At 55.0% G+C, this 21,601-nt stretch carries 18 protein-coding genes and 1 tRNA gene; 10 read left to right on the top strand and 9 right to left on the bottom strand.

Annotated elements, in window-relative coordinates:
• Nucleotides 1-4 precede the first annotated feature (4 nt).
• Nucleotides 5-247, top strand: coding sequence for a hypothetical protein (locus tag LDN30_RS13080; RefSeq protein WP_223927379.1), 243 nt, complete (start codon nt 5-7; stop codon nt 245-247).
• Between the two features lie 299 nt (nt 248-546).
• Here LDN30_RS13080 and LDN30_RS13075 read toward each other — a convergent pair whose 3' ends face one another.
• From LDN30_RS13075 to LDN30_RS13040, 8 genes are all read right to left on the bottom strand, one after another.
• Nucleotides 547-1,446, bottom strand: coding sequence for a phosphate acyltransferase (locus LDN30_RS13075; protein ID WP_223927380.1), 900 nt, complete (start codon nt 1,444-1,446; stop codon nt 547-549).
• A gap of 172 nt (nt 1,447-1,618) precedes the next feature.
• Nucleotides 1,619-1,870 carry a hypothetical protein gene (locus LDN30_RS13070; protein ID WP_223927381.1) on the bottom strand — a complete coding sequence of 84 codons (252 nt, stop codon included), beginning with the start codon at nt 1,868-1,870 and terminating at the stop codon, nt 1,619-1,621.
• Nucleotides 1,871-1,920: 50 nt separating this feature from the next.
• Complete coding sequence (locus tag LDN30_RS13065; RefSeq protein ID WP_223927382.1) at nt 1,921-2,094, bottom strand: FeoB-associated Cys-rich membrane protein; 174 nt, start codon at nt 2,092-2,094, stop codon at nt 1,921-1,923.
• On the bottom strand, nt 2,091-4,064 hold the full coding sequence (locus tag LDN30_RS13060; protein ID WP_223927383.1) for a polysaccharide biosynthesis protein: 1,974 nt from the start codon (nt 4,062-4,064) through the stop codon (nt 2,091-2,093). Before LDN30_RS13060 ends, LDN30_RS13065 begins: the two co-directional genes overlap by 4 nt.
• An 878-nt stretch (nt 4,065-4,942) precedes the next feature.
• Nucleotides 4,943-5,545 (bottom strand): hypothetical protein, encoded by a 603-nt coding sequence (locus LDN30_RS13055; protein WP_223927384.1) that lies wholly within the window; start codon nt 5,543-5,545, stop codon nt 4,943-4,945.
• 82 nt (nt 5,546-5,627) lie between these two features.
• Complete coding sequence (locus tag LDN30_RS13050) at nt 5,628-6,299, bottom strand: hypothetical protein (RefSeq protein WP_223927385.1); 672 nt, start codon at nt 6,297-6,299, stop codon at nt 5,628-5,630.
• Nucleotides 6,300-7,270: 971 nt separating this feature from the next.
• Nucleotides 7,271-8,752 (bottom strand): L-fucose/L-arabinose isomerase family protein, encoded by a 1,482-nt coding sequence (locus LDN30_RS13045; protein ID WP_223928309.1) that lies wholly within the window; start codon nt 8,750-8,752, stop codon nt 7,271-7,273.
• A gap of 618 nt (nt 8,753-9,370) precedes the next feature.
• Nucleotides 9,371-10,267, bottom strand: coding sequence for a DNA/RNA non-specific endonuclease (locus LDN30_RS13040; protein WP_223927386.1), 897 nt, complete (start codon nt 10,265-10,267; stop codon nt 9,371-9,373).
• A 218-nt stretch (nt 10,268-10,485) separates the two neighbouring features.
• Here LDN30_RS13040 and ileS point away from each other — a divergent pair, with 218 nt between their 5' ends.
• From ileS to LDN30_RS12995, 9 genes are all read left to right on the top strand, one after another.
• Nucleotides 10,486-14,157: an isoleucine--tRNA ligase gene (gene ileS / locus LDN30_RS13035; protein WP_223927387.1), complete on the top strand. Its 3,672-nt coding sequence runs from the start codon at nt 10,486-10,488 to the stop codon at nt 14,155-14,157.
• A gap of 123 nt (nt 14,158-14,280) precedes the next feature.
• Nucleotides 14,281-14,664 (top strand): TraR/DksA family transcriptional regulator, encoded by a 384-nt coding sequence (locus LDN30_RS13030; RefSeq protein ID WP_223927388.1) that lies wholly within the window; start codon nt 14,281-14,283, stop codon nt 14,662-14,664.
• Nucleotides 14,665-15,462 (top strand): lipoprotein signal peptidase, encoded by a 798-nt coding sequence (locus tag LDN30_RS13025; protein ID WP_306421523.1) that lies wholly within the window; start codon nt 14,665-14,667, stop codon nt 15,460-15,462. It begins immediately after the preceding gene.
• Nucleotides 15,462-16,409 carry a DUF4296 domain-containing protein gene (locus LDN30_RS13020; protein ID WP_223927389.1) on the top strand — a complete coding sequence of 316 codons (948 nt, stop codon included), beginning with the start codon at nt 15,462-15,464 and terminating at the stop codon, nt 16,407-16,409. The genes LDN30_RS13025 and LDN30_RS13020 overlap by 1 nt, the downstream gene beginning before the upstream one ends.
• Nucleotides 16,409-16,624: a hypothetical protein gene (locus tag LDN30_RS13015; protein ID WP_223927390.1), complete on the top strand. Its 216-nt coding sequence runs from the start codon at nt 16,409-16,411 to the stop codon at nt 16,622-16,624. The genes LDN30_RS13020 and LDN30_RS13015 overlap by 1 nt, the downstream gene beginning before the upstream one ends.
• Before the next feature lie 23 nt (nt 16,625-16,647).
• A complete protein-coding gene (nadC, locus tag LDN30_RS13010) occupies nt 16,648-17,496 on the top strand; it encodes a carboxylating nicotinate-nucleotide diphosphorylase (RefSeq protein WP_223927391.1) in 849 nt (282 codons plus the stop codon).
• 79 nt (nt 17,497-17,575) lie between these two features.
• Nucleotides 17,576-18,328, top strand: a complete 753-nt coding sequence (locus LDN30_RS13005) for a lipocalin-like domain-containing protein (RefSeq protein ID WP_223927392.1) — start codon at nt 17,576-17,578, stop codon at nt 18,326-18,328.
• 12 nt (nt 18,329-18,340) lie between these two features.
• Complete coding sequence (locus tag LDN30_RS13000) at nt 18,341-19,216, top strand: helix-turn-helix domain-containing protein (protein ID WP_223927393.1); 876 nt, start codon at nt 18,341-18,343, stop codon at nt 19,214-19,216.
• Between the two features lie 284 nt (nt 19,217-19,500).
• Nucleotides 19,501-19,575: transfer RNA gene (locus tag LDN30_RS12995), tRNA-Val, on the top strand.
• 444 nt (nt 19,576-20,019) lie between these two features.
• Here LDN30_RS12995 and LDN30_RS12990 read toward each other — a convergent pair.
• On the bottom strand, nt 20,020-20,490 hold the full coding sequence (locus LDN30_RS12990; protein ID WP_223927394.1) for a hypothetical protein: 471 nt from the start codon (nt 20,488-20,490) through the stop codon (nt 20,020-20,022).
• Between the last annotated feature and the right edge of the window lie 1,111 nt (nt 20,491-21,601).

Here is a 21,601-nt window from a genome sequence, read left to right as displayed (position 1 = left end):
AACTATGGAAAAGAAGAAGAAATATATCAAGCCGACAACAGAGGTTATCGTGTTGCATGGTAATACGACGATTCTTGCAGCGTCGCTGGAAATGATTGCTGGTGCACGCCGCTGGAGGGGCGAGGTGCCCACCACCGGCAAGGAGTGGGGGATTGTGAACGCCCAGGCCGAGGCTTACTTCACCCACGGTCAGAGTGCATCGGGAGGCGGAAACCGAAGTAAGGGCAACGCCTGGGAGGAATGGTAGAAACGAGATGGCTGTAGGGTGCTGGCTGCGCCCTATGGCAAAAAATATACTAAGCCGCTGTGGAGCGGCTTCTGAGGTTTATTAATTGTCTGAATGGGTGTCTTCAAGGGATTTGGGGCACCCATTTGTTGTAGTTTATAGGGGGCTATAGGCTTTTATAGGGGGCTATAGGAGCTATAGTAACTATAGAAACTATAGAAGCTATAGCGGCTATAGAAGCTATAGCGGCTATAGGCCATGGAAAGCCCTGCGCCCTATAGAAACTTTATAGGGAGCGGGGCTGATGGGCGGTGGCGCGGCTACAGGGCTGCGAGGGCGATGCTGAGGAACTTGCTCTCGGCGCTGTCGCCACGGGAGGGCAGGACGACGGGGGTCATGGCACCCTGTAGGACGCTGGCCATACGGGCGTGGATGAATGTCGAGAGTGTTTTGTGGAGGACGTTGCCGACCTCGATATTCGGGAGGATGAGACCGTCGGCGCGCCCTTCGAGGGGTGAGGAGAGACCTTTTGTGGCCAGAGCCTGCGGCGATACCGCCGTTCCGATGTCGAGTGGTCCGTCGACGATACACTTCCCGAATTCGCCTCGCTGGGCCATGGCAATGATGTCCTTATATCCGGCAGTGTAAGGGAAATGGCGCTCGTCTACTTTCTCGGAGCAGTGGATGAGGGCTATGCGCGGTTCCTCGACACCCATAAAGTGCCATGCATTGACGACATAGCGCACCTGTGCCACCCGCTGTTCCTGCGTTGGGAACGGTATTACAGCCGAATCGGTGAAAATCAGGAGTCGGTCGAAGCCCGGCACCTCCGTCATCGTTATCTGTGTGAGCACATTGCCTTTCGGCAGCATGCCAGTTTCCTTGTTGAGGACGGCACGCAGGAGGTTGTCGGTGTTGATGCGGCCTTTCATGAGCATATCGGCCTTACCCTCACGACAGAGGGCCACGGCGCGTCGTGCTGCGTCGTCGGGGTTGTCGGCCGGAACGTATTCTATGTGGCTGTGGTAGTGGGCCATAGCTTGGTTTCGGCTGATTATTTTCTTTCCTCCTACGAAGATGATGTTTACGATGCCCTCGTCGAGAGCCATCTCGACGGCGCGCTGTGTGTGGTCGTCGATGCCGTTGACTACGGCTAAGCGGCGGCGCTGTCCCCGGCGAACGAGGAGCTCCACAAGGTGATTGAAGGTGGTGATAGACATGGCAGTAATATTTTTTTTGATGGGTTGATAGGGGCTATAGGCCTTTATAGGGAGCCATAGGCCTCTATAGGAAGCTATAGGCTTTTATAGGTGATAGGCCTTTATAGGGAGCTATAGGCCTTATTGGGGCTATAGAAACTATAGGAGCTATAGACGCTATAGTGGCTGGCTTTTAGGGCTGGGCTGCATCGGAAGGGGCTGCATCGGAAGTGGGGGCTGAGGCGGCTGCATCGGCAGTGGGTGCTGTCTCGGTTGCCTCGGTTGCCGACTGCGACTTCTCTTTGAGGCGGGCTTCCTTGCGGGCTTTGTTGCGGGCCTGTTCCTTTGCAAACTCCTTATACTCAGAGCTGTGGCCGTGGTGGACGTATGAGTCGACGACATACCACACGAGCAGTATTCCTAAGGCTATAAATAGTAAATCCATAAGTATGTGTTCGTTTATTTATATTTTTATATATTTATTTCTTTATCTTATTATTTCTTTATTGGTTTCTTCTTCGTTCTCGTACATTTGTCGTAGAACGGGCAGCCGGCGCAACCGTAGTTTTTGTATCTTACGTTCTCGCGCCATTCGTCGATGAAGTATTTCACGGCGAAGAAGAGGCATGCCGCAACGACGATTGCGATGATGATGTATTGCGTTGTCATGAGTTTTTGGATGTTTTTGTTGTTTGTTTGCCGGAATCGAGCTTAGAGTATTCGCTGTTGAGCGACTTGTATTCCGGTACGATGTCCTTCATTTTCTTTACCGTAGCCATCTCGTCGAAGGTTGCGGCTATGCGCATAAGGTCCTCGATATCAGTCTCTACAGCCGGATAGTCGTACTGCCGCACCTTGGCTATCCTTATCTTCTTGTTGAACGACGGCAGTGTCTGCTCATCTTTGGCGAGCACCTCCTCGTAGAGTTTTTCGCCTTTCCGCAGTCCGGTGTATTTTATTTGTACGTTGGTAGCTCCCGAGAGCTGGATCATGCGTTTGGCGAGGTCGGCGATGCGCACCGGCTTGCCCATATCAAAGACGAAGATCTGTCCGCCCTCGCCCTGGCATCCCGCCTCGAGAACCAGTTTGCAGGCTTCTGGTATGAGCATGAAGAAGCGTATGATGTTCGGGTCGGTGACGGTTACGGGTCCGCCTTTCTTTATCTGTCGTTCGAAGAGCGGTATCACGGAGCCGTTGGAACCGAGGACGTTACCGAACCGAGTGGTGACGAAACGCGTGTGTTCGTTGCCTGCCGGAGCCGGTTTGCCGTCGGGAGTGTGGCTGTCGAGCCATCGGTCGAGACTCTGACAGTAGATTTCGCAGATGCGTTTCGAGCATCCCATGACGTTCGATGGGTTTACGGCCTTGTCGGTAGAAATCATGACGACCTTTTTCACGCCGTATTTTGCGCTGAGGTCGGCAATGACCTTTGTGCCCCAGATATTGTTTTGTACGCTCTCCGTGGCGTTGTTCTCCATCATCGGCACGTGCTTGTAGGCCGCGGCATGGAAGACGTAGTCAGGCCGTTTCGTGCGGAAGATGCTCTCCATTCGCCCTTTGTTGGCTATGCTGGCCACGTAGGTATCCGTTTTCACGTTGGGGAATTCGCGCATGGCCATGAGTCTGACGTCGTGCTGCGGTGTCTCTGCCTGGTCGATGAGGATCAGTTCGGCGGGCTTGAAACTGGCTATCTGTCTTACGAGTTCAGAGCCTATGCTTCCTGCCGAACCCGTCACCATGACCCGCTTGCCGCAGAGTGTGGCACTGATATTGGTCATGTCGATTTGTATCTCGTCGCGTGGGAGGAGATCATCGATTTTCACTTCGTGGAGAGCCATCCCCGAAGTCTCCGGTTTCGATGCGTCGGTGATGTTAGAGAAGAATATTTTCACTCCCGCGTCGAGGAGCATATTTTGCAGTCGGGTGTCGTTGCGGAAGAGCTGCTGTCGCATTTCGTTGACGAGGACGGCCTGGATGTGCATGTCGGCGATGACCTCGGCGAGTTCCTTCCCCGGCTTATAGACCTTCTCGCCGAGTAGCAGATGGCCGGTGTAATGGGGGTCGTGGGAGATAAATCCCTTCAGGACGAAAGCCGATGTCTTACTGTTTCGGACGAACTTTGCCAGTCCAATGCCCTGACTGCCAACGCCGTAGATGAGAGTGCGCATTCCCGCCTTCGAACTGAACGATACGTCGTAGAGTGTTTTTACGAGTATTCGTGCGCCCCACATGAGGACCATGGCGATGACGTACATGGCAATTATCTGCCGTCCTTCGAGGGGAATGAATCCTATGACGCGGTGCCAGGGATATATGATGTAATGGAAAATGATGGCGAGGAAGCACGACAGTGCCTGCGCACTGGCTACGCGCTGCAGGTCGACGAACGACGAATAGCGTATGATACCCGAGTAGGTGTGGAAAATCCGGAAGCCTATGAGGTTGAAGATCATATACACGAGTATGGTCTTCGACAGAATGGTGATATTTCCTAATGTTACGGCCCCATGGTAGTACAGCCAGAACACGAATATCCCGGAGAGGTAGCAGATGGCGCAGTCGACGATGAGGATTACCCAGTAGGGCAGTGCCTGTCGCGAGAAGTACCAGTTGAGGACGTGGTCAAGTATATTTTTCATTAACTATTGCTCAATTGCTTGTTTGGCAAAGTTACGAAAAAAATATAAGAGCAGGGCATGAATGGGTGATTTTTTGTTGGGGGAGATGAAAATAATGATGGAGGGGGATGGGAAGGGAGACAGGGGATGGGGTGAATGGGGTGAATGAGCTGGAGGAGAGCAGGAAGCAGAGGATGGGGTTAATGGGGTTAATGGGGCTAATGAGCTGGAGGAGAGCAGGAATCAGAGGATGGGGTTAATGGGGTTGATGGGGTGAATGGGGCTAATGAGCTGGAGGAGAGAGGGATACAGTTGATGGGGCGAATGGGGTAGATGGATGCGGCGGTGGATAGAGGTGATAGTGGGTTGGAAACGTAGGGGCATAAAAAAAGACCGCCTCTCGGTGATCTCCCTCTACGTTCTTTATAGAACATCGTGCTTGATTGTTGGTTCGCGCCTCGCGGCGTTCCCCATTAATCTTGCATCGAAATAATTACCTGAAATCTAATCAATCCTTAAACCTAATAACTAAACCTAAATAAAACTGAAACAATCTCTTTTGTTTCTTACCTAAAAAAATAACTAAAAACCTAAATCTATTACTACTAACCTAAACAATCTACTAACTTTTTACGCTTGCAAAGGTACAGCTGTTTGCGCACACGGCAAAACAATTTTGCAGTTTTATTGGGGGAAATGCTATATTCTTGATAAGAATCAAGCAGATTGATAGAGGTCAATGGAAGTGAGGGGAGGAAGGAGGCAGAGCGAGGCGGGCGGCGGGTTGTAACCCGCCGAACACGACAGCAAAGACCCGAGAGAGGGGAACGGAGGCGGCGAGGCGAGCGGGAGACGGGAGGCGGGGCGAGATGGAGGAGGGTCAGGGGGCGGAAGGCGGCTCAGGAGCCGGTGGCGCGGGTGATGAACCGGTCATGGGCGGCTTTGACGCGGTCGCCGAGGTGGTCGTTGCGCATGGCGTGGACGGAGATGGTTCGGGCGGCGAGAGCTGCGAGGCAGAGGAGGACGACGTAGATGCAGATGGCCCAGAAGAAACGGAAACGCCAGAGATAGAAACCCATCATAAACGCCAAAAGGCTCGCCACGAGTACGACATACGACCAGCCTACGACCTTTCCGACGTGCTTCTGTATGCGCTCGGCGGCAAGGTAGTCGGCATCAGAGGCGAGGATCTCGTTGGCATGGATGCGCCAATGCGCCTCCGCCTCGCTGCGTGTCAGCGGGGCTGACGGTGTTTGCCCGCTGCCGGCCCTTGGGGTGATGGGGGCTGACGGGTGGGGGGACGGGGCTTGCACGCTGTCAGTCCTTGGGTTGATGGGTGCTGACGGCTGAGTGGACGGGGCTGCTTTCCCGCTGTCAGTCCTTGGGTTGATGGGCGCTGACGGCTGAGGGGACGGGGCTGCTTTCCCGCTGTCAGCCCTCGGTGATGCGGGGGCTGACGGCTGCTGTGGATGTGTGGCTGGTTCCGTTTGCTCGTTTTCCATTGTTGAGAGGGCTTGATTCCTGTCGTTGGCGATGGGCTTGATTCCTGTCGTTGCTTAGAGACCGTGGATGGCCGGGAGGGCGTTATTGGTTGCGTCCTTTCGGTGCGGTATCGAGGTAGACGGTGCGGTCGCCGATGCGAGCGACGAAGTAGGGCTCCTCGTCACGCAGGGAGATATCGTCGTAGCGGAACGGTGCGACGACGGTGTCGTGGCCGTCGGCAAGGATGAGTCCCATCTTTCCGTTCTTCTGGGCGATTACCGGTGTCTGTCGGATATCGTCTACATATATATAAGGTGTACGCAGGAATTCGTAGCTTGGACTTACGGTCACTCGTCCGTCGTGGTCGCGGATGCCATACTTGCCGTTTTCCTCGAACACCTCATGGAAACGGAAGTAGGTGTCGCGTATAGCCTTCAGGTACATCAGCCATTTTCGTTTGTCCTTGATCATCTGCATCATGTATGCAAATGTGTCGCAGTAGTTGGCCATAGCCCTCACGAGCACCATCTTCATGTCGAGTCCGTCGAGTGCGTGGCGGTTGAGGTCGATATATGCGGCTATGGCGCGTTCTTTCTCCGGCACGGTGAGGTTTCGGAGGCTGTCTTCGAATTTCTCCATCGTGCGGTGTGACCCCGACATACCCTTTATGTACCGGTGTATTTGTCGGGAAATCTCGTCGCAGACAAACTTGCTTATCTGGCGTTGCTCTATGGGATCACTGTACTGTGATTCAAAATTGTCAGGTGTAATCATAAGCTGTGTCCTCAATGTATTATATTCATTGGCCAAAGGTAGTGAATTTTAGTCAGAACGCCAAAGAAACTCCGAAGAATTTCTTTGTGTGCTGACGGACTGACGCATGTCAAGTGGGTTGATATAGACTAAGAAAGACGGCGCGGAGGGGAAAATAAGAGCGAAAAGCTTGCTGTGTTCGCACACAATGCGTACCTTTGCAGTGCAATTAAGCAAAAGGGTCGTTAGTACACCCGGTAGAAAATTAAATTTAAGTTGGCCCTTCGGGGGTAATGAATTAACAATTAGAGAAAGGAAAAATTGATTATGATGACAACATTTATGGTAATGGCAATCGTAGCAGCAGTAGTAGCAAACGCAATTCGCGTAAACAACCACATCGGCCTTGACAAGTAAAGGCCCTGCTGCTTGAGATGATTGTCTGGGCGCAAGCCCACCATTTTTCCGAGCAACAACATTACAGCGATTAAATAACTTAATCTTCAGCGGAGAGGTACGAAAGTATCGCCCCGTTTTTTTGTGCCTATACGAAGGGGGCGAAAACGGAGGGGAAACGGAGGAAAACGGATGAGAACGGAGGAAAGACGGATGAGAACGGAGGAAAGACGGATGAGAACGGAGGAAAGACGGGGAGAACGGAGGGAGAGCGGGGAGAACGGAGGGGAGCGGGGAGAAACGGAGGGAGAGCGGCGAGTTATAACTCGCCGAACACGACAAAAAGGCACAGAGGCGAAGAAAGCCGCAGCGGGGAGGCACAGAGAGGCGAAGAAAACAGCAGCGGGGAGGCCAGAAAGCCGCGGCTGGGAGGCGGCTCCTCACCGCTACGAACAAAAAAAGGCACCCACGCGCCGTCGGGAATGGCGAAGCGCGTGGGTGCCATGGGTTTAGGCCGGTGCCCCTTTTGTTTCGGGGCAGGGCCGGAGAACTTTATGCCGGTGTCCCTTTTGTTTCGGGGCGGGGCCGGTGCGTTTTTAAGCGAATGGGTTCTCGGTAGGATATGGCAGCGACTTCGGCTGGTTGTAGGCAATGTCCTTGACGCCGAGGTAGCGGAAGGCCTCGAAGAGCGTCTTTCCTACGTGGTCGAAGGCTACTGCGCCGTGGTGCGGATAGTGCTTCTCGAGGAGCACGTGACGGTAGAATCGTCCCATCTCCGGGATAGCGAAGAGGCCGATGCCGCCGAAGGAGCGTGTCGGTACGTCGAGGATGTCGCCCTCGGCGATGTACGACCGCAGCTGTCCCTCGCTGTCGCACTGCAGGCGGTAGAATGTGATCTTCGACGGAGCCATATCGCCCTCGAGGGTACCGCGTGTGAAGTCGGGGTCGCCGGTCTCGAGCAGACGGTGCTGGATGAGCTGGTACTTGATGGCGCGGTTAGCGCACATCTTGCAGCTCGGCGTGTTTCCGCAGTGGAATCCCATGAATGTGTCGGTGATGTCGAATTTCTTTCCGTATTTCGGTACGATGTCCTCGTCGTAGATATACCTTGGTGTCGAGTTGTTGATGTCGAGGAGCGTCACCGTGTCGCCTGACGCGCAGATACCGATATATTCCGACAGCGCTCCGTAGATGTCGACCTCGCATCCCACCGGTATGCCGCGTGAGCAGAGACGGCTGTTGACATAGCATGGCTCGAAGCCGAACTGCGACGGGAATGCCGGCCAGCACTTGTCGGCGAAGGCCACATACTTGCGGCTGCCCTTGTGAGCCTCTGCCCAGTCGAGGAGTGTGAGCTCAAACTGTGCCATTCGCGGCAGCAGTGTCTCGTAGTATTTTCCTTCGCCCATCTCCTTGCGCATGTCCTCGCATACTGCCGGTATGCGCTTGTCGTCCTTATGCTGTCGGTAGCTTACGAGGAGGTCGAGCTCCGAGTTCTCCTCCACCTCGACGCCGAGCTCATAGAGTCCCTTGATAGGCGCGTTGCAGGCGAAGAAATCCTGTGGGCGTGGACCGAAGGTGATGATTTTCAGACCCTTGAGTCCGAGTATTACTCGTGCCACCGGAACGAAGTCGGCAATCATTGCCGCGATGTCGGTAGCTGTTCCCACCGGATACTTCGGGATATAGCCTTTCAGGTGGCGCATGCCGAGGTTATACGAGCAGTTGAGCATTCCGCAGTATGCGTCGCCACGACCGTTGATCATGTCGCCGTCGCCCTCAGCGGCAGCCACGAACATGCATGGTCCGTCGAATTTCTCGGCGATGAGCGTCTCTGGAGTCTCCGGTCCGAAGTTGCCGAGGAACACCACGAGAGCGTTGCATCCTGCTGCTCGCACCTCGTCGAGAGCCTTTAGCATGTCGGCATCGTTCTCAACGGTTGTCTGGCAATCGAAGATTTCACCTTTATATTCTTTTACGATATTCTCGCGACGCTGAGTAGACAATTCTATTGGGAAACAGTCACGGCTGACGGCGATGATGCCCAATTTCACCTCTGGGATGTTAGTGCTTTTGATTTTCATAAGTTTTCGTATTTATTTTTGATTTCAGTATTTTGTCAGTTTGAGTAGTTTTGACAGTCGCAAAGTTAAGCGTTTTTTCTTTATCTGCAAAATCCCGACGATTAATTATTCATAATTTTTTGGTGATGGTGGGAGAAGAGACAAAAGGAAACGGTTTTGAAATAATTTTTGAGGGGGAGGGGAGATGGGAGGCGATGATAGGGGAGGATAGGCAATCATAGGGAGGAATAGACGATGATAGGGATATGGCGCGGATATGGGGTACTTGCGAAGAAAATATTTTACATTTTTCGGAGAGGGGCCTTTTGAGGTTGCAAAACGGGCCGTTTGGGAGGCTGAAACGGTCCGTTTGGGAGGACGAAATGGGCCGTTTCGCAAGGTCGTTTGATAGGAATTGTAAATGGCTGAGGGATAGGCGGTTATAAGAGGAGATAAAAATGAGAGGGGAAATGAAATATATTTACAGGAGGATGGCGCGATAGGCAAGCATAGGGGAGGATAGGCGATGATAGGGAAGAGGGAAGAATAGGCGATGATAGGAAGGATAGGCGATGACAGGGGGGGCGGAACGACGGCGGGGAGCCATGGGGCTATGGCCCCACGGCCCCGGTGCTAATACCACTGCGAGAGGTCGGCCTCCTTCTTTACCTTTGCCGCGAGCTTCGGTGGAAGTGCGGTGAGGAAGGTGAAACCCGTGATGCGTTCGATTTCGGCCACCGAGTTGACATAGTCGCCTTTGGGTCGGTTGCCGGGTTCGTTGCGGTAGATGAAGCCAATGGCCATGTGGCGCGAGGGGCAGTATACCACCTTGAAGAACGCCTCTGGCACTACGACACCGCTGCCGATGGTCTTATGCCGTCCGCGGAAGAGGATTGGTCCGGCTATGATGTCGAGGGATCCGAACTCCTCGGCCCACCGTCGGCACTGCATCTCCATCTCGTTCCAGTCGCCGGCGTTGAGGCCGTGGCTCTGCGGACACATATTCGTCATGAGGAAACTCTGCTGCTGCGCCTCCTCGCTCCACTTGTTGTCGCCCGACGGACACATGTGGCCCCGGTCGTAGCCCGACCGCTGGTAGTCGTAGGTTGTCACGCCCTCGTCTTCCTGAAATTTTATTCCGCCGCGCTTGTACGGACCGTCGGTATGGTCGGCGGTGAGCTCCCATGCCACCCAGTTCGGTATGCGGTTGTCGGGGTTGTAGGATACGGTGTATCCCACGCGCCGCAGGACGACCTCCGGTGTGCCCTTCGCCACCCGTGGCAGTCCGCAGACAGGATTCGCCGGCGACGACTTGCCGTCGGCATCGGCCACGGAGCCCTCCGCGCCGTCGTCGGTGGCGTTGTCGGCATCGGATTCGGCACTCACGGCATCGTTGCCGTCGATGGCTGCCGTGTCGGCGGAGAGCTCAGGCAGGTCCTGTGCTTTGTTGCTGTGTCCGGGCAGCTGGCAGGCCATGAGCAGGCAGGCCGCGAGGACGACATAGATGTGATTCGAAATCTTTCGTAACATTATATTATTGTAAATTATTGGTTTGCAGAGCCATAATCGCCCCGGACTGCGGCTGCCATTCAGCGTCGCCGCTGTCCTTTGGTGCTGCAAAAATAACATATTCTCGCCGACGAACCAAATTTAACGTGATTTTTTGGCGGAAACATTTTTTTTTGGTAATTTTGCAACCTTATAAAAATATAGTATAGAAAAGAGAAAACAGACAAATAAATATATCTATGGCTAAGAAATTCGCCGAACACAAAGGGCTCGACCTTACACAGGTGAACCGAGACGTTCTTGAGGAGTGGAAGGAGAAAGACATCTTCCACAAGAGTATAGACCAACGTGAGGGGCATCCTCAGTTTATTTTCTTCGAGGGACCACCCTCGGCCAACGGACACCCCGGCATCCACCACGTCCTTGCGCGTTCCATCAAGGACACTTTCAACCGCTATAAGACGATGCGCGGCTTCCAGGTGCACCGCAAGGCCGGCTGGGACACCCACGGACTGCCCGTGGAGCTCGGTGTGGAGAAGGAGTTAGGCATCACGAAGAAGGACATCAACAACAAGAAGTCGCCGAAATACATCTCTACCGAGGACTACAACCACAAGTGCCGCGAGAACGTGATGAAATTCACCAAGGAGTGGCGCCAGGTGACCGAGGAGATGGGATACTTCGTCGACCTCGACCATCCTTATATCACCTACGACAACAAATATATTGAGACCCTGTGGTGGCTCCTTAAGCAGCTCTACAACAAGGGGTTACTCTACAAGGGCTACACCATCCAGCCCTACAGCCCGTCGGACGGCACAGGACTGTCGAGCCACGAGCTCGCACAGCCGGGATGCTACCGCGACGTCAAGGATACCACCGTCACGGCACAGTTCCGCATCGACGACGACAGCTGGGCACAGCTCAAGACCAAGTCGCAGCGCTTGAAGAAGTCGAACTGGGGCGACCCGTATTTTGTGGCATGGACGACAACGCCGTGGACACTGCCTTCGAACGTGGCACTCTGTGTGGGTCCGAAGATCGACTATGTCGTCTGCGAGACCTATAACCCCTACAACGCCAAGCCGATGACCCTCATCATGGCTGAGGCCCGTGTGCCCGCATACCTCAACCCCGGCGGTCCTATCACCGACGACGGCGAACTGCCTGAGTATCAGCATGGTGACAAATATGTGCCTTATAAGGTTGTGGCCCATTTCAAGGGTACCGACCTCGAAGGCCTGCGCTACCGCCAGCTCATGCCGTGGGTGAAGCCCTGCGAGAAAGTCGACGAGTACAGCGAGAAATTCGTCTCCGACTATGCTGCCGCCCACCCCGAGAAGGTTTTCAAGGGTGAGGACGGTGTCGATACTTTCGTCGAGATGGCCGACCAGGCCTTTCGCGTTATCCTCGGCGACTATGTCACCACTGAGGACGGTACCGGTATCGTGCATATCGCCCCGACTTTCGGTGCCGACGATGCCAAGGTGTCGAAGGATGCCGCCATACCGGGACTATACCTTATTAATAAGAAAGGTGAGACGCGCCCGATGGTCGACCTCCAGGGGAAATACTATACCCTCGACGAACTCGACGGCAACTTCACCGACCGCTGCGTCGACAAGGCTCTCTACAGCCATCATGCCGGCGACTACGTGAAGAACGCCTACGACCCGAAATACAACGAGAACGGTGTCTGGGACCGCAAGCGCTCCGAGAAGGAGGAGGACCTCAACATCGTCATCTGCATGGAGATGAAGCAGGAGGGAACGGCTTTCAAGATTGAGAAGCACGTCCACACCTATCCCCACTCCTGGCGCACCGACAAGCCAATCCTCTATTATCCCCTCGATTCGTGGTTCATCCGCGATACGGCGAAGAAGGAACGCATGGTCGAACTCAACAAGACCATCAACTGGCACCCCGAGTCGACGGGCACAGGACGCTTCGGCAACTGGCTCGAGAACCTCAACGACTGGAACCTCTCGCGCTCCCGTTTCTGGGGCACCCCGCTGCCCATCTGGCGCGATGAGCACCGCGGCGAGAAGTGCATCGGGTCGGTGGAGGAACTCTATGCGGAGATTGAGAAGAGTGTCAAGGCCGGAGTGATGAAGGAGAACCCGCTGAAAGCCCGTGGCTTCGTGCCCGGCGACTACAGTCAGGCCAACTACGACCGCATCGACCTCCACCGTCCGTATATCGACGACATCATCCTCGTCAATGACAACGGCGAGCCCATGCGCCGCGAGTCCGACCTCATCGATGTGTGGTTCGACTCTGGCTCAATGCCTTACGCCCAGCTCCACTATCCATTCGAGGGTGAGATGAACGCCGAGAAACTCAAGGCCACAGGCAAGAGCGAGGCCGAATACCGCCGGATGCTCATCACCTCGAACTATGAGGGTACCCCCGTGCCGCCGGCTTTCTATCCTGCCGACTTCATCAACGAGGGTGTCGACCAGACACGCGGATGGTTCTTCACCCTCCACGCCATCGCTACGATGGTCTTCGACAGCGTAGCCTTCAAGAACGTCATCTCCTCAGGTCTCGTCCTCGACGCCAAGGGCAATAAGATGTCGAAACACGTCGGCAACGTCACCGACCCCTTCGAGATGATACATAAGTACGGCGCCGACCCCGTCCGCTTCTATATGATGACGAACTCGGAGCCGTGGGACAACCTGAAATTCGACCAGAACGGTGTCGACGAGTGCCGCCGCAAGTTCTTCGGCACATTATATAATACCTACTCGTTCTTCGCCCTCTACGCCAATGTCGACGGCTACGAGGCCCCCGACCATGCCGTGAAGCCCGCTGCCGACGCTCCCGAGATCGACCGGTGGATAATCTCGAAGCTCAACAGCCTCGTCAAGGGCGTCCAGGAACAGCTCGACAACTACGATCCTACCCGCGCCGGACGACTCATCGACGCCTTCGTCAACGACGACCTGTCCAACTGGTACGTCCGTCTGAACCGTAAGCGCTTCTGGGGCAAGGAGATGAGCGCCGACAAGCAGTCGGCCTACGACACCCTCTACACCTGTCTGATGGTCGTCGACAAGCTCCTCGCACCGTTCGCGCCGTTCTATGCCGATGCCCTCTACCACGACCTCGGCGGCAAGCTCGAGAGCGTCCACCTCGACACGTGGCCCGCTGTCGACGAGTCGGCTATCGACACCGACCTCGAGGCACGTATGGAGATGGCACAGAAGATCACGAGTATGGTACTCGCCCTGCGCCGCAAAGTGAATATCAAGGTGCGCCAGCCACTGTCGCAGATCATGATTCCGGCCGTCGACGACGAGCAGAAACGCCATATCGAGGCCGTCGCCAACCTCATCAAGACCGAGACCGACGTCAAGGAACTGAACTTCATCGAGGGTCAGGGCATGCTCGTCAAGAAGGTAAAATGTAATTTCCGCGTCATGGGAAAGAAGTACGGCAAGCTTATGAAGGGTGTCGCCGCACAGATGAGTGCCCTCTCGCAGGACGATATCGCACGCCTCGAGACCGACGGAAAACTCGCTATCACCGTCGACGGAAACAGCCTTGAGGTGCTCGCCGACGACGTCGAAATCATCAGCGAGGACATCCCCGGATGGCTCGTGGCCAACGAGGGCAACCTCACCGTGGCCCTCGAGGTGGAGCTCACCGACGACCTCAAACGCGAGGGCATGGCCCGCGAGCTCGTCAACCGCATCCAGAACCTCCGTAAGGACTCCGGACTGGAGATTACCGACCGCATTGCCGTCACGCTGTCGCCGAACGCCGACACCGACGCCGCTATCGAGAGCTACGGCGACCTCGTCAAGGCGCAGGTCCTCGCCAACAGCATCGACATCGCGCCAAACGACGGACAGGAGGTCGACTTCGACGACTTCAAGCTGAATATCAAGATTGTGAAGGCCTGAGAGCGCTCGCACTACAGCGCTGTCGACCTGAAATCATTAGCAGAAACAACCATCACAGCACCGCCGCCACCACGTCACCCAAACGGGAAACGGGGCGACGGCGGGGCACAAAGTTAATATACTATGGCTGAGAAAAAACGCTACAGCGATGCCGAACTCGAGGAGTTCAGGCAGATAATAAACGAGAAATTAGCTAAGACGCGGCAGGACTATAAGGAAACTATGGACCAGCTGATGAACAAGAATACCAACGATGTCGACGACACATCGCCAACCTACAAGGCCCTCGAGGAGGGATCGCTCACCCAGACAAAGGAGGAGCTCGTGGGAATGGCGCAGCGTCAGCAGAAATTCATCAACGCCCTCGAGGCCGCTCTGCTGCGCATACAGAACAAGACCTACGGCATCGACCGCATCACCGGGGAGCTCATACCTAAGGAACGCCTGCGCGCCGTACCGCACGCCACACTCAGCGTAGAGTCGAAAAATGCGCACAAGAATCACTAAATGACTGTAAAACAAAAGAAAACCGTCGTGGCGGCAGTGCTCATCGTGGCACTGCTCGTCATCGACCAGATAATAAAAATATGGGTTAAAACCCACATGACGCTCGGCGAGCAAATCGTCATCGCGCCCTGGTTCCGCATCCAGTTCATCGAGAACCGCGGAATGGCATGGGGAATGGAACTCGGATCGAAGCTCTTCCTGTCGCTCTTCCGTATCGTCGCCGTGGGATTCATCATCTGGTATATCGTCTCGCTCATACGCCGGAACGTCAAATGGGGATACCTCACGATGATCTGTCTCATCTGCGCCGGAGCAGCTGGAAACATCTTCGACTCGGTGGTCTACGGTCAGATTTTCACCGCCTCGACACCGTTCGACGTGGCGCAGCTCGTGCCCTGGGGACAAGGCTACAACACGCAGCTGCTCAGCGGCAGCGTCGTCGATATGTTCTATTTCCCACTCTGGCACGGCACCCTGCCCGACTGGATGCCCATAGGTGGCGGACGGGAATTTACGTTCTTCAACGCCATATTCAATTTCGCCGATGCCTGCATCACCGTGGGGGTCATCTGTCTGCTCATCTTCTATAACAAGACGCTCAGCACCGACCTCGACAGGGACAAAAGGAAAGGCAGGAGCGGTGACGACGGATCAGAGAACGACGCTCCCGACGACGAAACTTCTGATACTGAGGAGGTTGAGGCTTCACAAGCAAGCAGTTCGGCCGATGCCGACGCTGCCACGGCAGCGGCCTCTGATGTCGCCGCCACCACCGATACGATAACTGAAAATAAGTAATGAGTAAGCTCAGGATCATCATCAACATGCTGTGTCTCACCGCTTTGGCCGCGATCGTCGTGGCCTGCAAGCCCGGTGTTCCCGACGACTACATACAGCCAGGCGAGATGGAGGACATCCTCTACGACTACCATGTGGCCATGGCTATGGCGCAGCAGGGCGATGAGGCCCACCGCGACGAGCGCATAGTGGAGTATAAGGAGGCCGTTCTGCGCAAGTATGGCTACACCGACAAGCAGATGGATGCCTCCATGCGCTATTATATGAGGCACACCGACCAGTTCCACGACATCTACGATAAGCTCGCCGAGCGACTCGACAACGAGGCTAAGGACCTGGGTGCCAACGGCTCCGGCATGGGCATGGCTAAGACTTACAAGCAGAATGGCGACACCGCCGACGTGTGGAAAGGACCGCAGGCCGTCGTCCTCATGCCCGAGGCGGGACAGAACAGCTACTCCTTCGCCATGCGCTGCGATACGGCATATCATGTCGGCGACACGTTCTCGATGCAGTTCGATGCCGCTTACATCATCCAGGACGGTACGCGTAATGCCGTGGCTGTCATTGCGTTGACCCTCGACAACGACTCCGTCGTCAGCCAGGTGATGCGTATCAGCTCCGACAGCCATCAGTCGACATTCTTCGGCGGGTTCACCGCCAACCGCATAAAGGCCATACGGGGGTACATCCTCTTCCCGCCCGACAATGGGGTAATCCCGTCGACAACGCTGAAAATCCTCTGTATCACCAACATACACTTCCTGCGCATGCACGCTCCTAAGCAGCAGCCGGAGCAGGGAGCACAGGGCCCGGGAACGTCGGCGGCACCTGCACCGCAGGGACCATCACCGTCGGGAATGCCCGTTAGCGGCGGTGGCAGTGCACCGGCACCCGCCGGTGGTGCTGTGCAGATGGCTCCGCAGACTTTGAGGGAGGGACGCTGATGCGACGTGTCGGTGCTCATAAGGTCATAACGCCCGCGGCGACGCTCTCGCAGGCTGTGGTCGAAATCAGCGACGGACGCGTGGTCAACTACTACGAGTTCCGCGACGAGCTGCCGATGACGGAGTGGCTCGGCGGTACAATCGTCGTGGAACGCGACGACGACGGCATACTCCGAGCCTACCGCGACGAGACCATCATCAGTGACAACGAATAAAACAAACGAAAAAACAATACAAAATGCTCACAGTTGACGAATTAGAGGACAAGCTCCTCGAACTGGCTTTCGCCGAGGACATCGGCGACGGCGACCACACAACGCTCTGCTGCATCCCGGCCGATGCCATGGGCAAGAGCCATCTCCTCGTCAAGGAGGAGGGAATCCTCGCCGGTGTCGAGATGGCAAGGAAAGTGTTCAACAAGTTCGACCCGACAATGAAGATGGACGTGATGATCCACGACGGCGCTCACGTCAAACCGGGCGACATTGCCTTTGTCGTCACCGGAAAGGTGCGCTCGCTGCTACAGACGGAACGGCTGATGCTGAATATCATGCAGCGTATGAGCGGAATAGCTACGATGACACACCGCTACGTAGAGCGCGTAGCCGGAACGGGATGCCATATCCTCGACACCCGAAAGACGACTCCGGGAATGCGAATCCTCGAGAAGCAGGCCGTGAAGATTGGGGGCGGAATGAACCACCGTATAGGCCTCTTCGACATGATTCTCCTCAAGGACAACCACATCGACTTCGCCGGAGGCATCGTCAACGCCATCCGCCGCTGCCACGAGTATCTCAAGGCTAAGGGCCTCGACCTGAAGATTGAGATTGAGGTCCGCGACTTCGACGAGCTCCAGCAGGTCCTCGACGAGGGAGGGGTAGACCGCATCATGCTCGACAATTTCACCCCCGCCGACACGCGCAAGGCCGTGACAATCATCAACCACCGCTATGAGGTGGAGTCGTCGGGAGGCATAACCTACGACACTATCCGCGACTACGCCGAGCAGGGTGTCGATTTCATCAGCGTCGGTGCCCTCACCCATTCCGTCAAGGGCCTCGACCTCAGCTTCAAAGCCTGCTGATAGCCCCGCCGTAGCTGGCAGCCCCACCTCTCTCATTCACCCCATTCACCCCATTAACCCCATCAAAAATTCAACTCAAATGAAAAAAGCATTATTATCTTTAGCAGCAGCCGTAGCGCTTCTCATCGCAGCACCGGCTTCAGCATTCGCAACTTCCTCTGAGTCAGCATCTACCTCGATGCCGGTGAAGAAGAAAACCGCCAAGAAATCGACCAAGAAGTCGACAAAGAAGACCTCTACAAAGTCAACAAAGTCGACAAAATCGACAAAAACCACGACAACAACCGAAACTACTGCCACCACCGACAACACCTCGTCGGCTGCTGGAGGTCTCCTCTCGGCTGTCTCGTCACTCCTCGGGGGTTCGTCGGCAAGCACCGAGACGCTCGCCGGAACATGGAAATACACCCGTCCGGCAGTAGTCTTCGAGTCGTCGGATGCACTGAAGAACCTCGGCGGAAAGCTCGCCAGCGCTGCCGTGGAGAAGAAACTCCAGACCGAACTGCAGAAATTCGGCATCACAAAGGGCAAATTCAAGATGACTTTCGATAAGGACGGCAATTTCACCCAGACCGTGGGAACAAAGACCGTCAGCGGAACATACAAGCTCAGCGGAAAGAATGTCGTACTCACCTACGCCAGCGGACTCCAGCAGCTCGTAGGAAAAACTGAGCTCGACGGCAACAACCTCCTCATCGTCATGGATGCGTCGAAATTCATGAAGTATGCCGGATCGTTAGGTAAGCTCACCGGCAACGCCACACTCTCTACCCTCAGCTCCATCCTCGGCAGCTACGACGGCATGCAGGTGGGACTGCGCTTCGCTAAGTAATGACGGGAATCTATGGCTGAAGGCACACAAACACAGAATCGGCAGCTCTACGACGACAGCGCGCTCTTCCACATCACCGACGACTATCGGGAGACGACGAGCGACGAATATCACGATTTCCAGTTATTCGTCTACTGCTCAGGGGGTTACGCTAAGATAAAAATCGCCGACCGGGAGTATTTCATCTCCGACCACACCGGACTGTTCGTCATGAACAACAACGTCCTGACGTGGCTGGAGGTGAGCCCCGATTTCACCATGAAGGCGATTTTCATCCACGGAATCTATCTCACCGTCGATGAGCCGGATATCATGTCGTACAACTTCCGGATGTCGGCGCTGATAGAGAGTCCCGTCGTGAAGATGACCGACCGCGACCTGGCGTTCTTCCTCGAGACGATAGAGTGCATACGCGAGCGGCTGCCAATCCACGACCACATGTTCTACCGCCCAGTTCTGCATAATCTCGTGCATATAATGATGTACGACTTCTACGACATCCACAGCCGGCAGAACCAGGCGGGCAACAGCATCGTCTACAGCGGTCGGCAGTCGATGCGCTACTTCCACGACTTCATCACGATGCTCGAGAACGGCAGCTACAAGTCGGAACGCGAGGTGAGGTGGTATGCCGACAAACTCGGTATCACGGCCAAATACCTCTCCGAGATAAGCTTGGATACCAGCGGCCACACGGCCTCCTTCTGGATAAACAAGTTCACCATGGCCGAGATAACGCGGCTCCTGCGCAATCCTACGCTGTCGATAAAGTCGGTAGGCGAAATCATGAAGTTCAAGACCCGCTCCTATTTCAGCCACTATGTCAAGGAGCACCTCGGCCTCACACCGATGAAATACCGTGCCCAGACGATAGGCAAGAAGGACTGATCCAGCACCTTCCGCCCCCTGGCTCGCTCCCTCGCAGCCTTCTGTTCTCCATCATGATTACATGTGCTGCACCTATCCACTTGCAGGGGCTGGTATTGTCTGAGATGAACACCTCGCAAAGTCGCAAATATCGCAAATGAGATTCTTTCATCGTGGAATCCGTATTCTCGGTGGCCGTATAACAATATCAAAGGCGCGTTTTTTGTCCTAAACGAAAAAACGCGCCTTTTTTCTTTGGCATTTACACATATTATTATTACCTTTGCATCCGCAAATAGAACGACAGGGGCGTAGCCCAGCTGGTTTAGAGCGCTGCAGTCACATTGCAGAGGTCATCGGTTCGAACCCGATCGTCCCTACTTCTATTTCATCTTCCTCCATTTTCCTCCCCGTTTTTTACATTGCATAGAGATTCGCAGCACCGTTCAGTGCTCCGCTTTTCGTGCCTATCCTTTATCTACGTGTGTGCCCTTCGTCGGCCTCTCCCGTGCGTCGTGCCTGTCTTTCCGTGCCCCGCCTTTTTCCGTGGGCGTGCGTTTTTCGGCCTCTCCCGTGCGCTGGGCCTGCCTTTAAGTGTCCCTCCTTTATCTGCGTGCGCCCGTTTTTCGGCCTCTCCCGTGCGTCGTGCCTGTCTTTCCGTGCCCCGCCTTTTTCCGTGGGCGCCCGTTTTTCGGCTTCTCTCTTGTCTGTGCTGTCGTGTTCGGCGGGTTACAACCCGCCGCTCAACCTCGCCGCGGCCTCCGCTCAGCCTTGCCCCGGCTGCCTCTCGTCCTCGCCGCGGCCTCAGCTCGGCCTCGCGTTTCCTATGGTGTGACGACCATACAGAACGGGTAGGGCATCTGCAACTGCATGAATGTCAGCGTCGGAAGGGCATCGTGGGTGCAGAGCAGCGACCCGTCCTTCTGTTTCTGAACCTCGTAGCCCTTCTTCTTCACCTGAGCCTGCAGACCGGCGAAGGCCCGCTGGTTGTAGACATAGAGGAACGCGCTCTTGCCGTCAGTGGCCATCATGAACACACTCGAGTTGCCCTTGCCGTAGCTCTCAGGCAGGAAGTCCTTCGACAGTTCCACATTCTTGGCCCAGCAGTAGTCCTTGTGCAGCAGTGTCGACACACCCTTATAGCGGTAGCCCTGCTTCGAGAGAGTGGCGTCGGCGGTGGCCTTCTTTCCCGATTTAAAGATTGCGATAGCGTCGTCGACACTCATCACGTCGGTCTGCGCCGAAGCTATCAGTGTCAGTCCGACCATCATCATTAGTGCTATAATCCGTCTCATAAACATATCTTGTTTGTCATTGATTTGTCGTTGTAGCTCTCTTCCCGTCTCCGTCCGCCTCGTCTTCCTCCCGGCGGCCCTCGCAGGAATCTCTGCAAAGATAGTGCAATCCAGTGAGATAGCAAAATATTTCACCGTCATTTTCTTTCCCCGCCCCGTTTCCTCCCCCGCCCGTGCCCTATATATAATGTATACATTATTATATATATGCCCCTCCGCCCCCTCCCCAGTCTGTGCCTTATATAATGTATACATTATTATATATATGCCCCTCCGCCCCCGAATTCCCCCGAAAAAACTCCTTTGCGGTCTTTGCGGCTTTGCGAGGGTGTCCTTTAGTTTTTGAGATATTTATGGCCCTTATAGTTACAGATTAGCTGCACAGTGCGGTTGCAGGGGCGGCCTTTATGGCCGTCCGGTCGGTCGTAAGACCGAATCCTTTATTTATTAAGCGGTAACAACCTTTCTACTCGCCCCATGCAAACGACCATCGTTTATTCTTGCGCTCGGACGACTACAAACTAAACCTAATCGCATGGTCGTATTCTGCGGCATCAGCGGTTTTGAAGGTTTTTCTTGCGGTTGCAAGCCTGAGGCACGAAGGCTGTTTCTTCTCCGTCGCCGGCTTGCCGAAGCTTGCTTCGGAGCAAGCCTGCGACGGAGAAGAAACAATGGGCGAAGCCCTTGCAAACGCAAGTGGTTATATTCGGTTTTTGTCACAAGAGAGTCCGAATCCCAGCCCTTTATTTGGTGCACTGGATATTTCTCGTGGACCGATTATTCATAATTGGTTAGAGAGGTTCATAACTCAAGGAAAATAGTCATAGGCAGGCTTAGGCTCCCGATGGAGCCATGGTGTGGAAGTGATGGGACAGCCTTTGCGAGCAAGCTCGCAGTCTGTCCCATAGCTTTAGACCCATTGCTCCATGGGGAGAATAAGCCTGCCCATGATTTTCTTTTCCCTTTTCCCCCGTTTGAAGATACAGAGATCCGCCCGGTCGTTAGACCGAATAACCGTATTCTTTTGTCGATTCGTGGCATGTGGTCGCCCCTGCATACGGCCAGGTGCAGAACATCGTTGACGCCCATTCCATCTGCCTCATCATCTCGC

This window comes from Prevotella lacticifex (assembly GCF_019973375.1).
GTDB lineage: Bacteria > Bacteroidota > Bacteroidia > Bacteroidales > Bacteroidaceae > Prevotella > Prevotella lacticifex.
Note: the sequence above shows the minus strand (reverse complement) of the source record. Positions and strands in the feature narration are given on the sequence as shown.

Bases quoted from the DNA above. Each gene is read 5' to 3' on its own strand.
- LDN30_RS13080 (WP_223927379.1), top strand. From the start codon at position 5: ATGGAAAAGAAGAAGAAATATATCAAGCCGACAACAGAGGTTATCGTG.
- LDN30_RS13075 (WP_223927380.1), bottom strand. From the start codon at position 1,446: ATGTCTATCACCACCTTCAATCACCTTGTGGAGCTCCTCGTTCGCCGG.
- LDN30_RS13070 (WP_223927381.1), bottom strand. From the start codon at position 1,870: ATGGATTTACTATTTATAGCCTTAGGAATACTGCTCGTGTGGTATGTC.
- LDN30_RS13065 (WP_223927382.1), bottom strand. From the start codon at position 2,094: ATGACAACGCAATACATCATCATCGCAATCGTCGTTGCGGCATGCCTC.
- LDN30_RS13060 (WP_223927383.1), bottom strand. From the start codon at position 4,064: ATGAAAAATATACTTGACCACGTCCTCAACTGGTACTTCTCGCGACAG.
- LDN30_RS13055 (WP_223927384.1), bottom strand. From the start codon at position 5,545: ATGGAAAACGAGCAAACGGAACCAGCCACACATCCACAGCAGCCGTCA.
- LDN30_RS13050 (WP_223927385.1), bottom strand. From the start codon at position 6,299: ATGATTACACCTGACAATTTTGAATCACAGTACAGTGATCCCATAGAG.
- LDN30_RS13040 (WP_223927386.1), bottom strand. From the start codon at position 10,267: ATGTTACGAAAGATTTCGAATCACATCTATGTCGTCCTCGCGGCCTGC.
- ileS (WP_223927387.1), top strand. From the start codon at position 10,486: ATGGCTAAGAAATTCGCCGAACACAAAGGGCTCGACCTTACACAGGTG.
- LDN30_RS13030 (WP_223927388.1), top strand. From the start codon at position 14,281: ATGGCTGAGAAAAAACGCTACAGCGATGCCGAACTCGAGGAGTTCAGG.
- LDN30_RS13025 (WP_306421523.1), top strand. From the start codon at position 14,665: ATGACTGTAAAACAAAAGAAAACCGTCGTGGCGGCAGTGCTCATCGTG.
- LDN30_RS13020 (WP_223927389.1), top strand. From the start codon at position 15,462: ATGAGTAAGCTCAGGATCATCATCAACATGCTGTGTCTCACCGCTTTG.
- LDN30_RS13015 (WP_223927390.1), top strand. From the start codon at position 16,409: ATGCGACGTGTCGGTGCTCATAAGGTCATAACGCCCGCGGCGACGCTC.
- nadC (WP_223927391.1), top strand. From the start codon at position 16,648: ATGCTCACAGTTGACGAATTAGAGGACAAGCTCCTCGAACTGGCTTTC.
- LDN30_RS13005 (WP_223927392.1), top strand. From the start codon at position 17,576: ATGAAAAAAGCATTATTATCTTTAGCAGCAGCCGTAGCGCTTCTCATC.
- LDN30_RS13000 (WP_223927393.1), top strand. From the start codon at position 18,341: ATGGCTGAAGGCACACAAACACAGAATCGGCAGCTCTACGACGACAGC.
- LDN30_RS12990 (WP_223927394.1), bottom strand. From the start codon at position 20,490: ATGAGACGGATTATAGCACTAATGATGATGGTCGGACTGACACTGATA.